At 74.3% G+C, this 20,563-nt stretch carries 16 protein-coding genes and 2 tRNA genes; 9 read left to right on the top strand and 9 right to left on the bottom strand.

From position 1 onward, the window contains the following. Positions 1-32: 32 nt before the first annotated feature. From ACFSHS_RS08145 to ACFSHS_RS08130, 4 genes are all read right to left on the bottom strand, one after another. Entirely contained in the window at positions 33-1,262 is a 1,230-nt protein-coding gene (locus ACFSHS_RS08145; RefSeq protein WP_376873938.1) for a DUF4032 domain-containing protein, read from the bottom strand. A gap of 285 nt (positions 1,263-1,547) precedes the next feature. Beyond that, positions 1,548-1,620, bottom strand: a tRNA-Arg gene (locus ACFSHS_RS08140). Between the two features lie 20 nt (positions 1,621-1,640). Beyond that, positions 1,641-1,729, bottom strand: a tRNA-Ser gene (locus tag ACFSHS_RS08135). A gap of 169 nt (positions 1,730-1,898) precedes the next feature. Next, positions 1,899-3,107: an MFS transporter gene (locus tag ACFSHS_RS08130; RefSeq protein ID WP_376873936.1), complete on the bottom strand. Its 1,209-nt coding sequence runs from the start codon at positions 3,105-3,107 to the stop codon at positions 1,899-1,901. A gap of 102 nt (positions 3,108-3,209) precedes the next feature. Between ACFSHS_RS08130 and ACFSHS_RS08125 the strand changes: the two genes are divergently transcribed. The 7 genes from ACFSHS_RS08125 (at position 3,210) to ACFSHS_RS08095 (ending at position 10,638) form a co-directional block, all read left to right on the top strand. Then, the gene (locus ACFSHS_RS08125; protein ID WP_376873934.1) at positions 3,210-3,740 is read left to right on the top strand and encodes a CGNR zinc finger domain-containing protein; all 531 of its coding nucleotides are present in this window, start codon (positions 3,210-3,212) and stop codon (positions 3,738-3,740) included. A gap of 118 nt (positions 3,741-3,858) precedes the next feature. Beyond that, positions 3,859-5,295: a bifunctional phosphatase PAP2/diacylglycerol kinase family protein gene (locus ACFSHS_RS08120; RefSeq protein ID WP_376873932.1), complete on the top strand. Its 1,437-nt coding sequence runs from the start codon at positions 3,859-3,861 to the stop codon at positions 5,293-5,295. A 452-nt stretch (positions 5,296-5,747) separates the two neighbouring features. Then, the gene (locus tag ACFSHS_RS08115; protein ID WP_376873930.1) at positions 5,748-6,296 is read left to right on the top strand and encodes a DoxX family protein; all 549 of its coding nucleotides are present in this window, start codon (positions 5,748-5,750) and stop codon (positions 6,294-6,296) included. Further along, positions 6,293-7,342 (top strand): PHP domain-containing protein, encoded by a 1,050-nt coding sequence (locus tag ACFSHS_RS08110; RefSeq protein ID WP_376875154.1) that lies wholly within the window; start codon positions 6,293-6,295, stop codon positions 7,340-7,342. The genes ACFSHS_RS08115 and ACFSHS_RS08110 overlap by 4 nt, the downstream gene beginning before the upstream one ends. A 346-nt stretch (positions 7,343-7,688) precedes the next feature. After that, positions 7,689-8,561: a glycosyltransferase family 2 protein gene (locus tag ACFSHS_RS08105; protein ID WP_376873928.1), complete on the top strand. Its 873-nt coding sequence runs from the start codon at positions 7,689-7,691 to the stop codon at positions 8,559-8,561. A 107-nt stretch (positions 8,562-8,668) separates the two neighbouring features. Beyond that, positions 8,669-9,166, top strand: a complete 498-nt coding sequence (locus ACFSHS_RS08100; protein ID WP_376873926.1) for a metal-dependent hydrolase — start codon at positions 8,669-8,671, stop codon at positions 9,164-9,166. Positions 9,167-9,690: 524 nt separating this feature from the next. Further along, positions 9,691-10,638 (top strand): glycosyltransferase family 2 protein, encoded by a 948-nt coding sequence (locus ACFSHS_RS08095; RefSeq protein ID WP_376873924.1) that lies wholly within the window; start codon positions 9,691-9,693, stop codon positions 10,636-10,638. Between the two features lie 63 nt (positions 10,639-10,701). Here the strand turns inward: ACFSHS_RS08095 and ACFSHS_RS08090 are convergent, their stop codons facing one another. The 5 genes from ACFSHS_RS08090 to ACFSHS_RS08070 are packed head-to-tail and all read right to left on the bottom strand — an operon-like array spanning position 10,702 to position 17,939. Further along, positions 10,702-11,610 (bottom strand): glycoside hydrolase family 16 protein, encoded by a 909-nt coding sequence (locus ACFSHS_RS08090; protein WP_376873922.1) that lies wholly within the window; start codon positions 11,608-11,610, stop codon positions 10,702-10,704. Further along, a complete protein-coding gene (locus tag ACFSHS_RS08085; RefSeq protein WP_376873920.1) occupies positions 11,607-13,439 on the bottom strand; it encodes a hypothetical protein in 1,833 nt (610 codons plus the stop codon). The genes ACFSHS_RS08090 and ACFSHS_RS08085 overlap by 4 nt, the downstream gene beginning before the upstream one ends. Beyond that, entirely contained in the window at positions 13,436-14,734 is a 1,299-nt protein-coding gene (locus ACFSHS_RS08080) for a glycosyltransferase family 2 protein (RefSeq protein WP_376873918.1), read from the bottom strand. The genes ACFSHS_RS08085 and ACFSHS_RS08080 overlap by 4 nt, the downstream gene beginning before the upstream one ends. Continuing rightward, positions 14,731-16,197: an oligosaccharide flippase family protein gene (locus tag ACFSHS_RS08075; RefSeq protein WP_376873916.1), complete on the bottom strand. Its 1,467-nt coding sequence runs from the start codon at positions 16,195-16,197 to the stop codon at positions 14,731-14,733. Before ACFSHS_RS08075 ends, ACFSHS_RS08080 begins: the two co-directional genes overlap by 4 nt. Then, positions 16,194-17,939 (bottom strand): glycosyltransferase, encoded by a 1,746-nt coding sequence (locus tag ACFSHS_RS08070; RefSeq protein ID WP_376873914.1) that lies wholly within the window; start codon positions 17,937-17,939, stop codon positions 16,194-16,196. The genes ACFSHS_RS08075 and ACFSHS_RS08070 overlap by 4 nt, the downstream gene beginning before the upstream one ends. Before the next feature lie 479 nt (positions 17,940-18,418). Between ACFSHS_RS08070 and ACFSHS_RS08065 the strand changes: the two genes are divergently transcribed. Together ACFSHS_RS08065 and ACFSHS_RS08060 are read left to right on the top strand one after the other, a co-directional pair. Beyond that, positions 18,419-19,645 (top strand): glycosyltransferase, encoded by a 1,227-nt coding sequence (locus ACFSHS_RS08065; RefSeq protein WP_376873912.1) that lies wholly within the window; start codon positions 18,419-18,421, stop codon positions 19,643-19,645. Continuing rightward, entirely contained in the window at positions 19,642-20,562 is a 921-nt protein-coding gene (locus tag ACFSHS_RS08060) for a sulfotransferase (RefSeq protein ID WP_376873911.1), read from the top strand. The genes ACFSHS_RS08065 and ACFSHS_RS08060 overlap by 4 nt, the downstream gene beginning before the upstream one ends. Position 20,563: the final 1 nt, after the last annotated feature.

The raw sequence follows: 20,563 nt of genomic DNA, 5'->3' as shown, positions 1-20,563 counted from the left end.
GCCGGACGCTCCGAGGATCCGGCTCGCGGACGCTAGACGGACGCCGCGGTGGCCGTGGACGGCGCGGAGGGCTCCGGCGTCCGGGGCAGCACCGTGGCCACGTAGGACTTCGCGGCGGCCGCCGTCCCGACGTCCACGCCCTCCCGCTCGGACAGGTACCAGCGGTGCTCGAGCACCTCGTGGAAGACCTCGGCCGGCTCCAGCCGCCCGGCCAGCTCCGCCGGCACGGAGTCGACGACGGGCTGGTAGACCTCGGCGAGCCACCGGTGCCCGGCGACCGTGTCCCGCACCGCCGCGCCGTCGCGCTGCTCCAGGCAAGCGCGAAAGCCGTGGACGTCGTCGAGCAGCCGGCGGGCCTGGTTCTCCTGCGTCATCAGGCCGGTCAACCGGGCCAGCTCGTGTCGGTACTGATCCGGCTCGGCGACCCGGGTCTCCACCCGCAGCCGGGTCGCCTCCTCGGAGGTCACCAGCTCCAGCTGCCCGACGCCGAAGCCGAGCGCGTCCAGCTCCCGCAGTCGCTCCGCCAGGCGGACGTCCTGCTCGGCCGGGTGGAACACCTCCTCGCGGGTGACCGCCTCCCACAGCGCCTCGTACCGCTCGGGCAGGCGTTCGGCCAGCTCCCCCGGGTCGATCCCCGACGGGAGCAGACCACCCGTCCGCAGGTCCAGCAGCTCGGCTCTCACCCGCTCCCGCGCCAGGTCGACGTCGTGGGTGCGCTGACCTCGGGTCAGGTGGGGGTGCCGCTCGACGGTCTCGGCGTCCACGAGGTAGGCGGAGAACGACCCGGCATCGGGCCGGAACAGCGTGTTCGACAGCGAGCAGTCGCCCCAGAACACCCCGGCGAGGTGCAGCCGGACGAGCAGCTCGACGAGCGTGTCGATGAGCTGCTGCGCCGAGTGGTCGGCGCGGGGGCTGGAGAAGAGGTACCGGTAGGACATCGAGTACTCGAGGTACCGGGTGACCAGGACGGCGGGCAGGCCGCCCGGGCGGTCGACGCAGATGCCGAGCACCGACACCGCCGGCAGGCCCTCGGCCTCGAACTCGCCGAGCAGCGCGTACTCGTGCCGCGCGAGCGGCTCCGCGATCTCCTTGAGCGCGTGGACCCGGCCCTCCGCCGACACGAAGCGCACCGGGTGCCGCGAGATGCCGCGCTCGGCTACGTCGAGGAGCAGGTCGGCGGGCCACTCCTCGAGGGGCAGCTCCCAGGGCAGGGACAGCAGGCCGGCGGCGTCGTCGGCAGGGGGACGGAACAGGAACCGCATGGGGGTCTCCGCGTGCAGGGACGGTCGATGGGCCTACCGAGCGTCATCGACCGGTCACAGCACGAACAGTCGCAGTATGCCCGGGACGGCACCTGCCGAACCCTGGTGCACGGGGTCCGGGCGCCACTGTGGCGAAGAACGCCTCCCGGCGGGTGTGCGACCGGCGGCACGGTCCGGGCGGATCACCGGACGGCGGAGGTGACCCCACCCTCCCCGGCCCGGGAGACGAATCTGCCGCGCCTCCCCCGTCGGGGCGGCGCGGCAGATCGGTGTCTCAACCAGACGTGCACCCGAAGGGATTCGAACCCCTAACCTTCTGATCCGTAGTCAGATGCTCTATCCGTTGAGCTACGGGTGCCGGTGTTCAGTTGTCGTGCGCGGAGGCTCCGGGATTTGAACCCGGGATGGGGATTAACCCAAACCGCATTAGCAGTGCGGCGCCATAGACCGGACTAGGCGAAGCCTCCCGGGGTCCGAGTCCCCTCGGAACCACCGAGGAGAGAGACTACCAGCGGCTCCCGCGGCGCTCCCAGCCCGGGTGCCCTCTCCCCCGCGATCATGACGTTCCGGTGGCGACGCACCGCTCCTCCCGGGCGTGTCGCCCCGCGCACTCCATGATCGCGGCGGGGAAGAGGCTCAGGCGGTCACCGACTCCCGGTCGGCGCCGGCGGGCACCGACGGCCGCCGTCCGGGCACCAGCGTGACGACGACGGCCAGCGCCGCGCCGAGGGTCGCGAGCACCAGGCTCCCCGGCACCCCGGCCGGGCCCTCGATGAGCGCGCCACCGAGCGCCGCCCCGATCGCCGACGCCCCGACGGTGATCGTCGACAGCCACGTGAAGGCCTCGGTGGTGGCGTGCACCGGCGCCATCGTGCCGATCAGGGTGTTCTGGACGGTCAGCGTCGGGGCGATCGCCGTCCCCCCGAGGAACAGCAGCACGCCCAGCGCCCAGGGGCTGGAGATCCAGGCCAGCGGAGCCAGCCCGATGGTCACGCCGAGCAGCAGCAGGCGGTACTGCCGCGGCAGCGACGTGCTCAGGACGCGGGCGCCGAACCACAGGCCACCGGCCGTCGAGCCGAGCGCCCAGACGGCGAGCAGCAGCCCGGACAGGCCCGGCGACCCGACGGAGTCGGCGAACGCGGGGATGGCGACCTCCAGCGCGCCGAAGCCGAGCATCAGCGCCGCGCCGCTGAGCAGCAGACGGGGCATGCCGGGGGTCAGCACGGTGGAGAACAGGCCGGCGCGGGCGCCCACCACGGGCACGTACGCCCGCGTCGCGGCCGACATCGCGATGCCCAGGGCGCCGGCGACGCCGAGGGCACCGGCCACGGCCACCGCGGCCGCCGCGGACACGAACACCGCCAGCCCCGCGACCAGTGACGGACCCACGACGAAGACCAGCTCGGTCGCCGTCGCGTCGAGCGCGTAGGCGGTGGGGCGGACCCGGACGTCGGCCCGCGACCAGAGCGCACGGACGGTGCCGGACACCAGCGGCGTCGCCATGCCGGCCAGCGCCGCCGCGGCGACGACCACCACGTCGGAGACACCTCCGAGGACGACGGCGATGACCAGCGCGAGCAGGAGCGGATAGGCCGCCGCCTGCGCGAACAGGACCGGGCGGGGGCCCCGGCGGTCGGCCAGCCGACCGAGGACGGGCGCCATGAGGGCAGAGGCGATCCCCAATGTGGCTGACGCGAGCCCGGCAACCGCGTAGGAACCGGTCTGCTGCTGCACCATCAGCAGCAACGCGAGCGGGACCATGGCGGAGGGGAGGCGCCCGGCGAAGCCGGCAAGGAGGAGCACCGGAGCGGAGGGCAGCCGCCAGACGGTGAGGTACGCACGCACGGTCGTTCTCGTTTCACACTTGCAGGGAAGGAATCTGTAGGGGGCTAACGAGCGTTCATCCCCTACGCATTCCGAGGCTAGCATCCACCGGTAGGGAGTCACATGGATTACGACACCTACGGGTCGAGTGCCGTCGAACTCGCCATCGAGCTGGCCAACGCCGATCGCACCGATCCCGAGTGGGCCCGCGCGTTCCTGAGCTCCCACGACGAGTGGTTCACGCCCGGCACGCCGCTGGAGCTCTCACCACGCGAGACGCACCAGGCGGATGCGACCGCCGAGCTGGTGCGCGCGGTCGCCGTGGCCCAGACGCAGGACGACGTCCTGGCCCGGCTCAACGAGCTGCTCGTCCTCGCCCGGCCGCACCCCTACGCCACCGACCACGACGGCGAGCTGCACCTGCACTACGCCCGCCCCGACGCGCCGGTGCTGGAGCAGCTGACCACGACGGTGGCCATGGGGCTGTCGCAGGTGGTCGTCCAGCACGGCTGGCAGCGGCTGGGGGTCTGCTCCGCCGAGGGCTGCGGCAACGTCTACGTCGACACCTCGCGCAACGCCAGCCGCCGGTACTGCTCCAACACCTGCGCGAGCCGCTCGACGGTGGCCGCCTACCGGGCCCGCCAGAAGGCCTGACATCCCAGCTTCCGGTACGGAAATCTGCGCTGGGCGCGTCAGCTTCCTGTACCGGAAGCTGAGGTGGGCCGTCCGGTCCCTGGACGGGCCGACACGTGAACTCCACTAGCGTCCGGGCGTGGCCTCCGCCCGGCAGCTCGATCGGCGCCTGCACGCGTTCATCGGCGGGCTGCCCATGACGCCGGCCGACCGGTGGCTGCGCCGGCTGTCGACCGCGGCCGACCACGGGCGGCTGTGGCTGGCGATCGCCGTCGTGCTGGGCGCCCGGAAGGGGTCGCTGCGCCGGGGCGCCCTGCGCGGCGTCGGCTCGATGGCCTTCTCCAGCGCGCTGGTCAACCTGGTCCTCAAGCGGGTCTTCGGCCGGGTCCGGCCCGACCTGGAGAACCTGCAGGCGCACCGGCGGCTGCGTCGCGAGCCGGGGAGCCTGTCCTTCCCGAGCGGCCACTCCTCGTCGGCGGCGGCGTTCGTCACGGGGCTGGCGATGGAGTGCCCGCCGGCCGGGGCGGCGCTCGCGCCGGTGGCGCTGGGCGTCGGCTACTCCCGGGTGCACGTGGGCGTGCACTACCCGGGGGACGTCGTCGCGGGCCTCGCCGTCGGGGGCGCGGTCGCCGTCGCGACCCAGCACTGGTGGCGGGTCCGGCCCAAGGTGCCGGCCCGGGTGCGCCCGGCCACCGCGGCGCCGGCCCTGCCGGAGGGCGGGGGCCTGGTGGTCGCCGTCAACCCGCGTTCGGGCCCCGACGACTACGACCCCGCGGCCGACATCCGCCGCGTCCTGCCGCGCGCCGAGGTCCTCGAGGCCACCAGGGCCACCGGGGTCGCCGACCTGCTCGCGGAGGCCGCGGCGTCCGGTCGGGCGAAGGCCCTCGGCGTGGCCGGCGGCGACGGCAGCGTCGCCGCCGCCGCGGCGGTCGCCGCCCAGCACGGTCTCCCGCTGGCCGTCATCGCGGCGGGGACGCTGAACCACTTCGCGCGGGACGTCGGCCTGGAGACGCCGGAGGACACCGCCGAGGCGGTCGTCACCGGGCAGGCGGTGCGGGTCGACGTCGCCGAGGTGAACGGGACGCCGTTCCTCAACACCTCCAGCATCGGCGCCTATCCGGAGATGGTCCGCCGCCGAGACGAACTGTCCGGGCGGCTGGGCAAGTGGCTGGCGTTGACGGTGGCCGTGGCACAGGTGCTGCGGACCCAGCAGCCGGTGTCGCTGCTGGTCGACGGGCAGCCCCGGTCGGTGTGGATCCTGTTCGTCGGCAACTGCCGCTACACGCCGCGCGGGCTCTCCCCCGCCTGGCGGCCGCGCCTGGAGGACGGCCTGCTCGACGTCCAGTACCTGCGGGCGGACCTCCGCTTCGGCCGGACCCGCGCCGTGCTGGCCACCCTTCTCGGGCTCAGCTCCCACACCCGCAGCTACGGGCACGCCACCACCAGGGAGCTGCGCATCGTGTCCTGCTCGGGGCCGCGGCAGGTGGCCTACGACGGCGAGATGGGTCCGCACGCCACCGAGTTCCTCTTCCGCAAGCGTGCCCCGCTCACCGTCTACTGCTGCCGCACCGCCTGAGCGCGCCGTCACGGGAAGCGACCGCGCGGACCCGTGTCCTTCCCGCCGCCGCCCGGCTGGCGTCGCGGCGCCCGCGCCGACCGGGAGCGATGAGGCTGCGATGACGCCGACGACCCGCCTGCCCACCGTCGCCCGCCGCGGCCTCGATCCGTCGACCACCGTGCCCTTCCGGGTGGTCGACGGGGTGGCGGCGCACGTCCAGCAGTGAACCCAGCGAGCCGACGGACGGCGCCGGACCGGGCAGGTGCTGTGCACGCTCGACGGCCTGGAGTGGCACCTGGTCGCCACCGTCCTGCGCAGCGGCGCGGCCCGGACGGCCGTCCGCGAGCGCCTCAGGACGGCTGGGCAGGGCCCGGGCCGCCTCGCTACGGTCGGGCCGGGGATTGCCCGGGCGATCTTCCGGGCAGTGCACGCCCCGACGTCCACCGCGGTACCGAGGGAAAGAGGACACCATGCTGGTCCGCCGGATCGCCCGGCCACTGCTCGCCTCGTCGTTCATCTACGGCGGCATCGACACCCTGCGCAATCCGCAGACCCGGGTTCCGGGCGCACAACCGGTCGTCGAGAAGATCACCGAGCAGGCCGACAAGCAGCTGCCCGTCCAGGTCCCCCGGGACGTCGAGCAGTGGGTGCGGATCGACGCCGGCGTCAAGGTCGGCGCGGGGGTCCTCTTCGCTCTCGGCAAGCTGCCCCGGTTGTCCGCGCTGGCCCTCACCGCGAGCGTCGTCCCCACCACCCTGGCCGGGCACCGCTTCTGGGAGCACACCGACCCGAAGGAGCGCTTCGGCCAGCTCTCGCACTTCCTGAAGAACCTCGGCCTCCTCGGCGGGCTGCTGCTTGCCGTCGTCGACACGGAGGGCAAACCGTCGGTGGGCTACCGGGCGCGCCGCGCCGCGAAGAAGGCCACGGACAGCACCGAGAAGAGCCTCGCGAAGGCTCAGAAGCGCGCCGCGAAGGCGCAACGGAAGGCGGAGAAGCGCCTGGAGAAGGCGTCCCGCTGACCGCACCGCTCACACCCGCGGCCGCGCTCCGGAGGATCGCCTTCCTCCTGGAGCGCGCCCGCGAGCCCAGCTACCGCGTCGGTGCGTTCCGCACCGCCGCGGCGGTCGTGGACGCGCTCACCGAGGACCAGCTCGACCTCAAGATCCGCACGAACACGCTCAAGGACCTCAGGGGCGTCGGCCCCAAGACCGCCACCGTCGTCGTCCAGGCGCACCGCGGAGAGGTCCCCGAGTACCTCGCCAAGCTCGAGCAGGACTACGCCGAGCTCGTCCCGGCAGCCGACGACGTCGCCGGGTTCCGGGCCGCGCTGCGCGGCGACCTGCACGTGCACAGCGACTGGTCCGACGGGGGCAGCCCGATCCGCGAGATGGCGGAGGCGGCCATCGCCCTGGGCCACGAGTACATGGCCCTGACCGACCACTCCCCCCGGCTGACCGTCGCCAACGGCCTGAGCCCGGCTCGGCTGGAGCGGCAGCTCGACGTCGTGGCCGCCCTCAACGAGGAGTTGGCGCCGTTCCGGATCCTCACCGGCATCGAGTGCGACATCAACGTCGACGGCAGCCTCGACCAGACCGACGAGCTGCTCGGCCGGCTCGACGTCGTCGTCGCCAGCGTCCACTCCGACCTGCGGGCGGACCCGAAGGCCATGACGGCCCGGATGCTCGCGGCGGTGGCCAACCCGCACACCGACGTCCTGGGCCACTGCACCGGACGGCTGGTGATCGGCCGCCGCCAGCGCAACGGCACGCAGAAGCCGCGGCCGGAGAGCCGGTTCGACGCCGAGGCGGTCTTCTCCGCCTGCGTCGAGCACGGCACCGCCGTGGAGATCAACTCCCGGCCCGAGCGGCTCGACCCGCCCAGGCGCCTGCTGTCGCTGGCGGTCGAGCTCGGCTGCGAGTTCGCCATCGACACCGACGCGCACGCGCCGGGACAGCTGGACTGGCAGGGCAACGGCTGCGAGCGCGCCCTCGAATGCGGGGTACCGGTGGAGCGGGTGATCAACACCTGGACCGCCGAGCGATTGGTCACATGGACGCGGCGATGACACCCGTACGGGTGACACGACCGCACCCCCGTGCGCGCAGCGTCACGAAATCCCATGCATTCGTCACGGCTCCGAGTGGACGCTCACCGTCCTCCCAGCTAGAAAGGGTGCGCCACTCAGCCCAGCGGTGAACTTCCGTGACGCTGGGTGATAAGACGGTCAGTCGACGACGACCCCGTCACCGATGGGGAAACCGGTCGTCCTGCAAAGGGCGGGCCCGGGAAACCACTCGGACTCCAGCGTCAGCACCACGGGGCAGCGATGACCCGCCGGGCGTCCACCTGGTCGCCATGGCCCGGCGGTGAGCAGAGGCGAAACCGGGCCCCTCTCTCAGGAGGGAACCGGCATGCGCGACCGCGCGGTCATCGGCCTGTTCGGCACCGAACCGGCCGGTCGACGACGGCCCCGCGTCAGCGTGGTGATCCCGACGTACAACGAGGCCAAGAACCTGCCGCACGTCTTCGGGCTGCTGCCCGACGACCTGCACCAGGTCGTCGTCGTGGACGGGCACAGCGTCGACGGCACCGTGGAGGTGGCCCGCGAACTCCGGCCCGACGTGACCGTCGTGCGGCAGAACCGTCGCGGCAAGGGGAACGCGCTGGCGTGCGGCTTCGCCGCGGTGACCGGCGACGTCGTGGTGATGCTCGACGCCGACGGATCGGCCGACCCGCGGGAGATCGAGCGGTACGTCGACGCCCTGCTGGCCGGAGCGGACGTCGCCAAGGGCTCCCGCTTCGTCGACGGTGGCGGCAGCGACGACATCACCGCCATGCGGGCGTGGGGCAACCGCTGGCTCAACCGGGGGGTCAACCTCCTGTTCGGCACCCGCTACACCGACCTCTGCTACGGCTACAACGCCTTCTGGGCCTACTGCCTGCCCACGCTGGAGCTCCCGGTCGAGGACCGGGGCCGGTCGAGGAAGCTGTGGGGCGACGGGTTCGAGATCGAGACCATCATCAACACCCGGGTGGCCAAGGCGGGCTTGCGCATCGTCGAGGTGCCGAGCTTCGAGTTCGCGCGCATCCACGGGCAGAGCAACCTGAACACCTGGCGCGACGGGCTGCGGGTGCTCGGCGCGCTGCTCGTCGAACGGCTCAACCGCAAGGGCGCGCGCCGGCCTCCCTCGCCGGTCACCGCCCTGCCGGCCACCGGGACGCCGGCCGACGGCACGCCGACGGCCCTGGCCGAGGCGCCGGCGCTGGGGGCGCAGTCGGCCTGAGCGGCCCGGCCCCCGAGCCGCGGTCACGGGGCGCGGCACGGGCGGGGCAGCGCGCCGGCTCCGTCGCGGCACCTCCGGCGGCGGTCGTCCTGGTCTGCGCGCTGGACGTGGTGCTGCAGGTCCGGTCGTGGCCGGTGCCGGTCGTCGCGCTGCTGGACGAGCCGGCCCACCTCCTGACCGCGTGGCTGGTCCTGTCCGCCCTGCCCGGGGAGCGGCCCCGCGCCTGGGTCCCGTGGGCGCTGGTGGGTGCGGTCGCCATCGACGTCGACCACCTGCCGCTCTACCTCTCCAGCGCCGATGTGGCGGCGCCGGGCGGACGGCCCTTCTCGCACTCGCCGGCGACCCTCGCCGTCCTGGCGGTCACGGCGGCGGGAACGCGCGGGCGGCTGCGCACCGCCGCGCTGGGCCTGGCCGGTGGCGTCGTCCTGCACCTGCTCCGCGACCTGGCCACCGGGCCGGGCGTGCCCCTGCTCTGGCCCCTGACGGATGCCGGCGTGCGGGTGCCCTACGCCGCCTACCTCGCCGTGCTGGCCGCCGTGGCGGGCGTGGCCGCGGCGCGCCGGTACGGAGCCGCCCGACGGCCGGTCAGCGACCCCGGCGGCTGAGCAGACGGGCCAGCAGCGGACCGCGGTAGCGCCGGCACGCGCAGAGCGAGCAGTCCGTGCCCCGCCGGTAGTGCTGGTGGGCCTGCTTGCCGTGACCGCACGCGCAGGCCCGTCCCGCGACCTCGGGCGCCGGCCGCGGGGGTGGCGCGACCGGCTGCTGCACCGGCGGGCGCCCGCTGCCCGCGCCGCCGGGCTCGACCCCGCCGGGTTCGCCCCCGCCGGGCTCGGGCCCGCCGGGTTCGCGCCCGCCGGGCTCACCGTCCCCGGGCGGCGTCGGAGGAAAGCGGAGGGGGTGCACAACGGGTCCTCGGGTCGGTGGGGGCGCGCGGTGGCCACCACGCGGGTGCGGTTCGACGGTAACCCCGCGCGACGTCGACGAGCAGCACCACGCGCCGGGACCCCGCGAGCGGCGACTCCCCTCCCGCGGTCGCGACCGTGCCGCTGCGGTGCGCTCGGCCGATCGGGCGCCCTTGTAGTGTGCGAGCCATGACTGCCGGCCCCCGCCCGGTCGCGGAACGCGACCGGTGAGTGCGGCCCCTCCTGCTCCCTCGCCCCCGCGCACGCTGAGCGTGGTCGTCTGCGCCTACACCCTCGACCGGTGGAGCGACATCGAGGCCGCCATCGAGAGCCTCCGCCGGCAGATCCGGCCGGCGGACCAGATCATCCTCGTGACCGACCACAACCCCGAGCTCCTGCAGCGGGCCCGCACGGCGTTCCCCGACGTCGTCTGCGTCCCGAACGCCGACGCCCGGGGGCTGTCCGGAGCCCGGAACACCGGCGTCCGCACCGCGACCGGAGAGGTCGTCGCCTTCCTCGACGACGACGCCGTCGCCGATCCGGCCTGGGCCGACCGGATGCTCGGCGCCTACCGCGAGCCGGGCGTCGTGGGCGTGGGCGGGCGGGTCGTCCCCCTGTGGAAGGCGCACCGGCCCCCGTGGTTCCCCGACGAGTTCCTGTGGGTGCTCGGCTGCAGCTACGAGGGCCTGCCGGTCGGCCGCGCGGACATCCGCAACCCGATCGGCGCCAACATGAGCTTCCTCCGCCGGGTGTTCGACCGGGTGGGTGGGTTCGACGCCACCATGGGCCGGCTCGGCAAGGACGCCGCCGGGTGCGAGGAGACCGAGTTCGCCATCCGCGCCCGGCGCGGGGACGGGGCGCGCATCGTTCTCGAGCCGGACGCACTCTGCGCGCACAGCGTCTCCCCCGACCGCGTCACGCGCCGCTACTTCCGGCGCCGGTGCTGGGCGGAGGGGCGGTCCAAGGCCCTGGTGAGCGCGCTGGCCGGTGCGGAGGCGGCGCTCGAGACCGAACGGGCCTACGTCCGGCGGACGCTGCCGCGGGGTGTCCTGCGCGGCCTGCGCCAGCTGCTCGGCGGCGACCTGGCCGGCGGTGCCCGGGCGTGGGCGATCGTCGAGGGAACGCTGCTGACGGCGGGCAGCTACCTGCTCGCCCGCCGGCGAGGTCCGCGCTGAGGCCTGCGTCCTCGCAAGGCCCCCCGGGACAGGACCCTGGACTGCTCTCCCCCGGAGAGGATGTCAGCCCGATGTCACCGTCGGTTCCCAGACCCGCACCCAGTCGACCAACAGCTGCGTACCGGACGGCGGCCGGAAGCCCCGCCGGACGGAGAGGTTCACGATGATCATCATCGGGAGTCCGGTGACATCCTGCGCCGCCACGGCGTCGAAGGGCACACCGTCCAGGTAGGGCACGGCGCGGGCACCGTCCCACAGCACCCCATAGGTGTGGAACTCCTCCCGGTAGTCGACGTCGGGGTCGCCGTACATGTCCGGGCCGGTCTTCTTCTCCTCCGGGGAGATGTAGTTGAACGAGGGTCGGCTCTCGCTGCCGCTCTCGAGGAACTCGGCGACGTCGATCTCCGGCGGCCAGCGGTCGAGTGGATGCAACCAGAACGCCGGCCAGCACCCTTCGCACCGTGGGAACCGGATCCGGGCCTCGATGTACTGCACCGGGCGGAGGGCCACGTCCGGCGTCGTCTGGACCACCCCGGAGCTGTACTCGTACCGGTGGTCGTCGAAGGTCCTCGGCTCGGGCGAGGTGGTGATGACGAGGCGACCGTCGTCCACCGTCACGTTCTCCGGACTGAACCAGGCGTTCTCCAGCGGCGGGTTGAAGGGCGCGTCCCCGTCGCCGCCGCCGTACCGGTTCGGGTGCCAGATCGCCGGGTCCAGGGCCGGTCCCTCGAACTCCTCGGCGAAGACCTGGTGCCAGTCGCCCGGGGGGCCCGCGTAGCGGCCTTCCCCTGGAACCTCCCGTGGAGGTATCGACACCCCGATGGCGAGGGGCAGGAGGAGGAGGGCCGTGATCCGCAGCCGCAGCACCAGTTCCCGGCGCGACCGGGCGCCGGGGAGGGCGTCGCCCGCCGGTGGGCGCCGGCCGGCCGCGGACCGGTGCCGGCCGACCCGGTGGCGGTCGGGGCCTCTCATGCGCGACAGCGGAACAGCCGGGTCTGCCCTTCGGCGAACACGGGGGTGAAGGCCGGGTCGGTCTCGAGCGCGTGCACGTATGCCCGGTAGACGTAGAGCTTGGCGACCCCGAACAGCCGGACGTGGTCGTCGGCGGATGGCCCCACCGCGACGTAGACGGGACCGGTCCCCGGCTGCTGGGCGCAGAGATCGCGGGTGAAGGCCAGGAGCCGGGTCTCGTCGGTGGCGGCCTCGGGGAAACCCGGCTGGGCGGCGATCCCCTCCAGCCCCTCCCTCGCGCGGGGCAGGTGATGGGGATAGTCGGCCGTGGACCAGACCGGGAAGGAGAACGCGAAGGGCAGGAGCACCGAGCCCTCCGGGGTCTCCTCCTCGAACCACTCCCCAGCGGCGACGTCGGAGGCGGCCACGCTGTAGCTGAGCTCGCTGGCGAAGTTGGCCGGCAGTGCGAGCAGCGCCATGACGGCCCCCGCCAGCGTCGCCAGGAGCCGTCGTTCCGGCGTCCACGCCGGCTTGCCGTCGAAGAGTTGCAGGGCGATCACGAAGGCCAGCCACGGCAGCGCGAACAGATACGCGCGGAAGATGCCCTCGTTGCCGTACGGCTGGCCGAGCACGAGAGCCAGCGGCACCGCGACCATGCCGAGCGGGACGACCATGCGGCCGGCGCGGCCGCGCCAGGCGACGGCGGCCAGCACCCCCCACACCGTCAGCAAGGCGACCATGACCATGAGCAGCCGCGCCCCCCACAGCGCGGTCTCGTAGTCCTCGAGCGGGTCGCTGATCGGCACGGTCGGCGGCGCGACGTTGTGGAAGCCGAAGTCGAACAGGTCGTAGGTGCTGTGCAGGAACGGCCACGCCTGCAGCAACCACGCTTCCTCGATCGCGAGGAAGACCACGGGCAACCACGGGCGGGCCGGCCGCAGCAGGACGCACACCACCGTGGACTGCGCCAGGAGCAGCATCGGGGACAGCGGGTGCGACACCACGACGTAGACGAAGCCCACGACCATCACCACCGCGCCCCAGCGGGAACGCCAGAACCGGCTGGGGCGGGGCAGGTCGTCGTCGGCGGCGGTGGGGAAGCGTTCGGCGAGCCGGGCGAACCGCATGCCCTCGATGCCGGGCGGGACCGAGCGCAGCAGCCCGCCGAGCACGAACAGCGCGACCGGGAAGGCCAGGGCCTGCGGCGCGAAGTAGTTCTGCCCGATCCAGTCGCCGAGCGTGTACAGCAGGACGCCGCCGTAGCGGATGCGCCGGGACGTCGTCAGCCCCCCGAGCACCCAGTACACGGCGGCCGCGGCGACCAGGGCAAGCGTCGGCTGCGCCCACTGCGCCACGTCCTGCACCGGGATCCCGGTCAGCCGGTGCAGGCCAGCAGCGAGATAGAAGAAGCCCGGGAAGTTGTGGTAGATGTCGATCGACCGGTCGACGGTCCCGTTCGCCAGCAGGTACTCGACCACCCCGATGTGCTTGTACGTCCAGGGGTAGCGGGGCACGTCGTACACCAGCGCCGTCGTGGCGAAGAGGATCGCGACGAGCAGCACCTGCGGCGCCACGAGCAGGTGCGAGACGGGTCGCCGCGACAGCAGCGCCCACAGGTGGACCAGCACGGTGAGCGCGAAGGCGGCGTACCAGCTGCCCGGCAGCGCCGTCAGCAGCCCCCAGCCGCCGGTCTCCTCGAGCTCGACGCCCCGGAGCGACCACAGCCACAGCGCGAAGGCCAGCAGACTGCCCACGGGCACGACCCACGCCCGCCACGCGTGCCAGGCCGGGGCGGCGTGCCGGGCGGCGACCACGACCGGCGGCGGCGCAGGGGCGGTGTGGGCGGTCATCTCGGTCCTCTCCCACGGGCGTGGAGGTCCCGTCGGGACCGCAGGTACAGGGCCGGACCGGCCGCGACGCCGAGGAGCTCCCGCAGCAGCGCCCCGCGCGGAGCGGCGGCGTCCGGGAGCCGTTCGCGGGTCTGGGCGCGGATGCCCGCCATCCGGCGCAGGCCCAGCGGGATGCGGCCCAGCAGCTCGCGGCGGGTGTCGGGCTGCAGCAGGCACTTGGTCAGGAACGCCGACAGGCCGGTCCCGTAGCCGAACATCTGGGTCAGGAGAGCGGCGTGGTCGGCCCGGTGGTGGTGCCAGACCAGGGCGGCCGGCTCGTAGACGAGCGTGCGGCCGCTGCGCAGCATCCGGACGAAGACGTCGAGGTCCTCACCGCCCCGGGTGCGGGTGCCGGCGCCGAGCGCCTCGTCGAAACCGCCCAGCTGCCGCAGGACCGCGCGGTCGAAGGCGACGTTGGCGCCGGTGCCGAAGATGCCGGGCGAGTAGGGGTGCAGCGGATCGGCCGCCACCGGGCCCGTGGCCACCTGTCCGCGTCGGTCGAACACCAGGGGCTCGCACCGGGTCGACCACGAGGCGGCCCGGGCGTCGAAGTACTCCTCCGCGGGGCCGGAGATGCCGGCGGTCGCGACCAGGCCGGTGACGCACCCGACGTCACCCCGGCGGCGGAACCCGCGCACCAGCCCCTCGACCCAGCCGGGATCGACCGCGACGTCGTCGTCGGTGTAGGCCAGCCACCTGCCCCGCGCCTCGGCCAGGCCCCGGTTGCGGGCGCACGACAGGCCCGGCCGGGGCTCGACGACGTAGCGGACCCGCCCGTCCGCCGCCGCCGACACGACCCGCCGCGTGCCGTCGTCCGAGGGGGCGTTGTCGACGACCACGACCTCCAGGTGCGGATAGGTCAACTGCCGGAGCCGGTCGAGGCACGCGGCCAGGGCGGCGGGACGGTTCCGCGTGCAGACGACGACGGTGACGAGGTCGTCGGCGACGACGTGGTTCGGGCAGGAGGGCAGCGCCGGGGGGACCGCCCCGCCCCCGTCGGCCGGCAGGCCCTCGGCGGCGAGGTGGCCGGCGATCCGGTCGGCGAACTGGCGGCGCGCGGCGCGGGCGAGGTCGCCGGCACGCGGAGCGGTGCCCTCCATCGGCACCGTCAGGTATCCCAGCGGCTCCCCGTGCAGGCGCACGAGCACGCGCGCCCGGGCCTCGTCGCCCCGTGGGCGGACCGCCTCGACGCCCCGCTCGCCGGACATCTCCCACTCGCCGCACCAGATGCCGCGCCCGGTCGGTGGCGCCGTCACGCCGGCACCTTCCGGCGGGGGGACCGGACGGTCGCGTAGGCGCGGGCGAACCAGCCGAGGCAGGCCAGCGCGAGCCCGGCCCGGACGACGAGCCCGGGCACGGTCACCGGGAGCAGGACGACCAGCAGCGCGAGCGCACCTCCGGTCAGGGTCTGGACGAGCCCGGTCCGGGTGGTACTGAACGGCCGCCCGCGGGTGGGGAGCAGCAGGAGCAGGTGCTGCAGCGAGTAGGCGGCGGCCGTGGCCAGGGCGGCGCCGAGGATTCCCAGGGCAGGGATCCACCACAGGTTGAGGGCCACGTTGAGCACGGACGCGACGACGGCCGCCCCGGCGATCATCCGGGTGCGCGAGGCGGCCAGGAGCGTCCGGGTCGCCGACAGGCCGGCCGTGTAGGGGACGGCGCTGACGATCACGACCGCCGTCACCAGGAGCAGTTCGTCGGGCCGGAACTCCGCGGGCGCCCACAGCCGGAGCACCAGCGGGGCCGCAACCGACAGCCCGGCCATCACCGGCGCCAGCAGGCGGTAGAGGGCGTCGCGGCTGGCCGTCACCACCGCGTCGCCGTCGGCCCCGGCGCCGGCCGCGAAGAAGCGCGGCAGCCACACCGAGTTGAGCACGCTCAGCACCAGCATGGGTAGCGCGGCGATGTTGTACGCGACCGAGTACTGCGCCACCGCCGCCTGACCCAGCTCCTCCTGGATCAGGAACCGGTCGGCGGCGCCGAGCACGAACGACCCGAGCATCGCCGGGACCAGGGGAAGACCGAAGAGGAGCGCGCCCCGGACCAGGGGCAGGTCGCGGGGCCGCAGCGACCGGAGCCGGGTGAGGGACAACCCGACGCCGACCGCCAGCAACTGCGCCGCCAGGCGGCCCAGGACGAAGGCCTCGCCCGTGGGCGCGAGGACGACCAACATCGCGAGGGCGAGCACCTCGGCGGCCACCGACTGCAGCAGACTCACCACGCTGAAGCCGAGGAGGCGGTCCTGGCTGCGGAGCAGCGCGAGGACGGTCGCCGTCACGGCGGAGGCCCCGGCCCAGACCACGGCCAGCCGGACCGCGCCCATGTACTCCCCGAAGCCCAGGGGGCCGCTCCACCAGGGGCCGGTGAGGTCGGCGACGGCGGTGACCGCGGCGGCGCCGGCGATGCCGAGCACGAGCAGCCGGCGGGCGGCGTCGGGCCCGCGCTCCGCGAAGTGCTTCTGGACGGCGACCTGCAGCCCCAGCCCGCCCAGGACGCAGAGCACCTGCATGAGGGCGTTGGCCGCCGCGAAAGCACCGAACTCCGGGGCGCCGAGGAGCCGGGTGGCCAGCGGCGTCGCGAGCGCGCCGACGAGCACCTGGAGGAACCAGAACAGCAGGTAGAGGGAGTCGCGGCCGAACAGGCCGGTCATGGCGGAGGCGACCGCGTCCTCGTCCGGTCTCGCCGTGTCCTCGGGTGCCTCCGTGCGGGGGCGCGGGCTCACCGGCGGACCCTGCCGACCGCACGGAGCACGCCGCGGGCGACGCCGCGCAGCTCCCGCTCCGCCTCGCGCGCCGGGTGCCGCGGCGGACGAAGGACGGCGGCGACCAGCGCCGCTGGCGTCGTGTCGCGGCGCACTTCGAGCCGCGGGTACGCGAACCGCCCGCGGACTCCCCCGGAGGGCCGTCGTCCCTCCAGCGCGAAGGCCGCCGCGTAGCCCGCGCGGCGGGTGGCCGCCCGGACCCGGGCGTCGTGCTCGCCGTGCGGATAGGCCAGCACCGGCGCCACCGGCAGACCACGCGCGCGGAGCCCGGCCAGTGGCTCGGTCAGCTCCCGGCGCAGCCGAGCGTCGTCGGTCTGCGTGAGATGGGCGTGCGTGTGCGAGTGCGCGCCCAGCGACCAGCCCCGGCCGGCCAGCTCGTGCAGCTCGGCGAGGCCGAGCAGCGGCAGCTTCGCCGCGCCGCGGCGGGCGTCCCACTCGTTCCAGCCGCCGATCTGATCGCTCACGAGGAGCACCACGCCGGGGATGCCCCGCCGCTGCAGGAAGGGCGCGGCGTGCGCCAGCAGCCCGGCGTACCCGTCATCGAAGGTGAGCAGGACGGCGCGCTCGGGCAGCGGCGCCCCGTCCAGGGCGGCCAGGAACTGGTCGAGCCCGATCCAGCTGACCCCGGCGTCGGCCAGAGCGTCGAGGTGCCGCTCGAACAGGTCCGGTGCCACGCACCAGTCGCCGATGACGGGGTCGTCGACGTCCTCGACGGCGTGGTAGGCCAGCACCACCGCGGGATCCCCCGTCCCCAGCCCCCCGGCCTCGGCGAGCCCGCGCCAGTACTGGGCGTCCCGCACCCGGGCGAAGGCCCAGCGGGTCGGCACGTCCGCGGCACCGCGCCGGGCGCGGGCGACGACCGGCGCGGCCAGCGCGCGGGCGACGCCGGAGGGCAGGACGGGCGCCCACCGCCGCAGCAGCCGGCCCGTCACCGTGCGGGCACCGTGCTGCTTGGCCAGCGTGCCGGCCAGCGCCGGGTGCTTCCGCAGGAGGGCGGCGTCGGCCCGGCCGCCCTGACGCCACTGCCGCAGGTACTGGTCCGGCGTCACGACGTAGCGCTGCCAGGTGATCGCACCGGCGGCGTACCGGACGACTGCGCCGCCGGCCAGCAGCCGGTGCAGGAAATCGGTGTCCTCGGCGCCGAACGCCCCGTCCACGTTGAACGTCTCGTCGAAGCCGCCGGCCTGCCGGAAGACGTCGGCGCGGACCGAGAGCTGGCCGGTGAGCAGGTCGCCGAGGGCCAGCTGACCCTGCGTGCGGAGGAGCCGCTCGTGGCGCAGCCGCACCCACCGCTCCACCCCGCGGGTGAGCAGGGTGCGCGGTGAGTCGGGGTGCAGCGGGATGTGGCCGACGGCGGCGTCCGCGCCCCGGCCGAGCACCGCGTCGTGCTCGAGCAGCAGCCTGGGGTCGGCCACCATGTCGTCGTCGAGGAAGAGCAGGAACTCGCCGGTGGCGCGGGCGGCGCCGGTGTTGCGGGCGGCGGCCGCGCCGCGATTGGGCTGCTCCACCACGGTCAGGGGGAACGGGAGGGCGACGGCGCGGGCGGCGTCGGCGGTGCCGTCGGTCGAGCCGTCGACGACCACGACGAGCTCCACCGGCCAGGGCGCCTCCAGCCGGGCCAGGGACGCCAGACTCTCGAGCAGGACGTCGCGACGCTGGTGGGTGGGCACGACGATGCTGAACCGGGCCCCGCTCAGCGTCACCACTCCCCTTCCGTCCGCGCCACCGGATGGACGCCGGCCCGGAACTGCGAAAATACGCGTCGCAGCAGTGTCGTCGCCTCTCGTGTCCCCCGACGGAGGGGACAGCTCGGTGCTCGGCGCCTAGCGCCGTCGGTCCGGGCGATGTCCGCCCGAGCCGGTGACGTCTGCACCGCCCGACCGGGGCGTGACGCCGGCAGGTGCGGCTGCACGCGGTGCGCCGGCTGTCGGCGACCGGTGGCGACCGTCGGCGCAACAGTGGCGTGCGGCCGGCTGCCGTGGAGCACTCCTACGGGGCGCGGGCATGGCCCGCGGTGTCCGGGACCCGGGCCCCTGCCGTCGTGACGCACCCGTCCCCGCTGGACGAGATTCGCGCATCGGCGTTCGCAGCACCTCCACGAGGCCATCCACCTCGCTACGGTGGCACGACTTCAGGGCGGGACCGGATCCCGGGCCCGGCGGAGCACGAGCACGGGGGTGCCATGGATCGGCTGACGGATGCCGGCGTCACCGCCACGTCGTCCCTTGCTCCCGGCCGTCACACCAGCGCACCGTCGCGGCGACTGCGCATCCTCCACGTCAGCGAGACGTACGGCGGCGGGGTCGAGACACTGGTACGCCAGTTCACCGCCCAGCAGATATCGCGCGGGCATTCGGTCCACCTCCTGGCGCCGCCCGGCATGGCCTCAGTCCAGGGAGTCGAGCGGAGCACGTGGGAGCCGCGGCGAAGCCGGCCGACGTCCGTCGTCCCCGCGGTGCGCACCCTGCGGCGTACGGTCCGGCTGCACCAGCCCGACGTCGTCCACCTGCACTCGTTCGTGGCCGGCCTCCTCGGGCGGCTGCCCGTGCCGGCCCCGCTCAGGTTGGACGTGCCGGTCCTGTACCAGCCGCACGCCTGGTCGTTCCAGGTCTTCGGCATGCGGTCGGCGGCGACCGCGATGCGCGCCTGGGAGCGACGGGCGTCGTCGCGGACGGACGTGCTCCTGACCAACTGCTCCGACGAGGTCGAGGAGGGACGCCGGTCCGGCATCACCACCGCCGCGAGAGTGCTGGGTGTCGCCGTCGACCTGGAGCGCTTCCGGCCGGCGTCCGAGGCGCTGCGCGAGCGAGCCCGGCGCGACCTCGGCCTGACCGCCCGGCACGTCCTGCTGTGCATGGGGCGGCTGGCGCACCAGAAGGGCCAGGATCTGCTCGTCGCGGCCTGGGAGCAGCGGCGGCCGCCGGACACGGTGCTCGTGCTGCTCGGCCCCGGCGACCCGGCACCCCTGCGCGCGCTCGCCCCCACTCAGTGGGGGCGGAGCCTGGTCGCCGCAGGCGGGCAGGACGACGTGCGGCCGTGGCTGTGGGCCACGGACGTACTGCTCCTGCCCTCGCGCTACGAGACGATCGGCCTCTGCGTGGCCGAGGCCATGGCCTGCGGGGTGCCGGTGGTCGCCACGGACGTCAACGGGGTCCGGGAGACGGTGGTGGCCGGTCCCGCACGTCCGGCCGGGGCGGTCGTTCCCGTTCGTGACATGGACGCACTGCTCGACGAGGCGAAGACGCGGCTCGAGGACCCCCTGCTGCGTCGGACCGAGGGCATGAACGGTCGGGCGCGAGCGGAAGAGCTGTTCCGGCCGGAACGGCTGGCGGACCGGCTGGAGGACGCCTACCGCGACGCCGTCCGGGCGCACAGAGAGAGGACCGGCGAGAGGGAGACGACCTCATGAGCGACCGCACGATCCCGACGTTCCTCGTCGCCGGAGCGGCGCGCTCTGGGACGACGGGCCTGGTCGAGGGCCTCAGGTCGAATCCCGCGGTGTTCGTCACCTCGCCGAAGGAGCCGCACTACTTCGCCCTGCACGGTCAGCAGCCCGACTTCCGGGCGCCGGGGGACGCGCAGACCATCAACAGCGTCGCCGTGACCGACCGCCAAGCGTACCTCGACCTGTATCCGAGGTCGTCGCCGCACCTGGCGCTGGGTGACGCGTCGGTGTCGACGCTGTACTACCACGAGCGGGCCCTCCCGGAGATCCGGGCGCTGAACCCGGACATGCGCGTGGTGGTGCTGCTTCGGGAGCCGGTGGAACGGGCGTACTCCAGCCACCAGTACCTGCGCGCCCGGGGGTTCGAGCCGTGCGAGGACTTCCTGGCGGCCGTGGCCGAGGAGCCGCGGCGGCGGGCCGAGAACTGGCACCACCTGTGGCACTACACCGCGATGAGCCAGTACAGCGAGGCGGTGGCCGCGCTCCAGGCGGAGCTGGCACCGGGACATCTGGGCATCTGGTTCTACGACGACCTCGAACGGGATTTCGCCGGGACGGTCAGCCAGGTACTGAGGTTCATCGGCGTCCCCCCGGTACAGGGAGAGGGCGAGCAGATCCCACGGGTGAACACATCGGGCAAGCCTCGGTTCGAGCCCCTGCAACGGGCGATCTGGTGGGCCACCCGCCACGAGGCGCTGCGCAGCGGTGTCAAGCGCGTCACCTCGTTCCGCTTCCGGGAACGGGTGCGCCGGATGACTCTGCGCCGCGAGGGGCCTCCCGCAGAGGCATACGCGCAGCTGCGGCCACTGTTCGCGGACGATCTGGCCAGACTGCGCAAGCTGCTGCCGGAGCCGCACCCGGCCTGGCTCGCCACGGCATGAG

This window comes from Blastococcus deserti (assembly GCF_042682525.1).
Lineage (GTDB): Bacteria > Actinomycetota > Actinomycetes > Mycobacteriales > Geodermatophilaceae > Blastococcus_B > Blastococcus_B deserti.
Note: the sequence above shows the minus strand (reverse complement) of the source record. Positions and strands in the feature narration are given on the sequence as shown.

What these genes read in the sequence shown, in the direction of transcription:
- ACFSHS_RS08145 (WP_376873938.1), bottom strand. Translation starts at nt 1,262, where the DNA reads ATGCGGTTCCTGTTCCGTCCCCCTGCCGACGACGCCGCCGGCCTGCTG.
- ACFSHS_RS08125 (WP_376873934.1), top strand. Translation starts at nt 3,210, where the DNA reads ATGGATTACGACACCTACGGGTCGAGTGCCGTCGAACTCGCCATCGAG.
- ACFSHS_RS08115 (WP_376873930.1), top strand. Translation starts at nt 5,748, where the DNA reads ATGCTGGTCCGCCGGATCGCCCGGCCACTGCTCGCCTCGTCGTTCATC.
- ACFSHS_RS08105 (WP_376873928.1), top strand. Translation starts at nt 7,689, where the DNA reads ATGCGCGACCGCGCGGTCATCGGCCTGTTCGGCACCGAACCGGCCGGT.
- ACFSHS_RS08090 (WP_376873922.1), bottom strand. Translation starts at nt 11,610, where the DNA reads ATGAGAGGCCCCGACCGCCACCGGGTCGGCCGGCACCGGTCCGCGGCC.
- ACFSHS_RS08085 (WP_376873920.1), bottom strand. Translation starts at nt 13,439, where the DNA reads ATGACCGCCCACACCGCCCCTGCGCCGCCGCCGGTCGTGGTCGCCGCC.
- ACFSHS_RS08065 (WP_376873912.1), top strand. Translation starts at nt 18,419, where the DNA reads ATGGATCGGCTGACGGATGCCGGCGTCACCGCCACGTCGTCCCTTGCT.
- ACFSHS_RS08060 (WP_376873911.1), top strand. Translation starts at nt 19,642, where the DNA reads ATGAGCGACCGCACGATCCCGACGTTCCTCGTCGCCGGAGCGGCGCGC.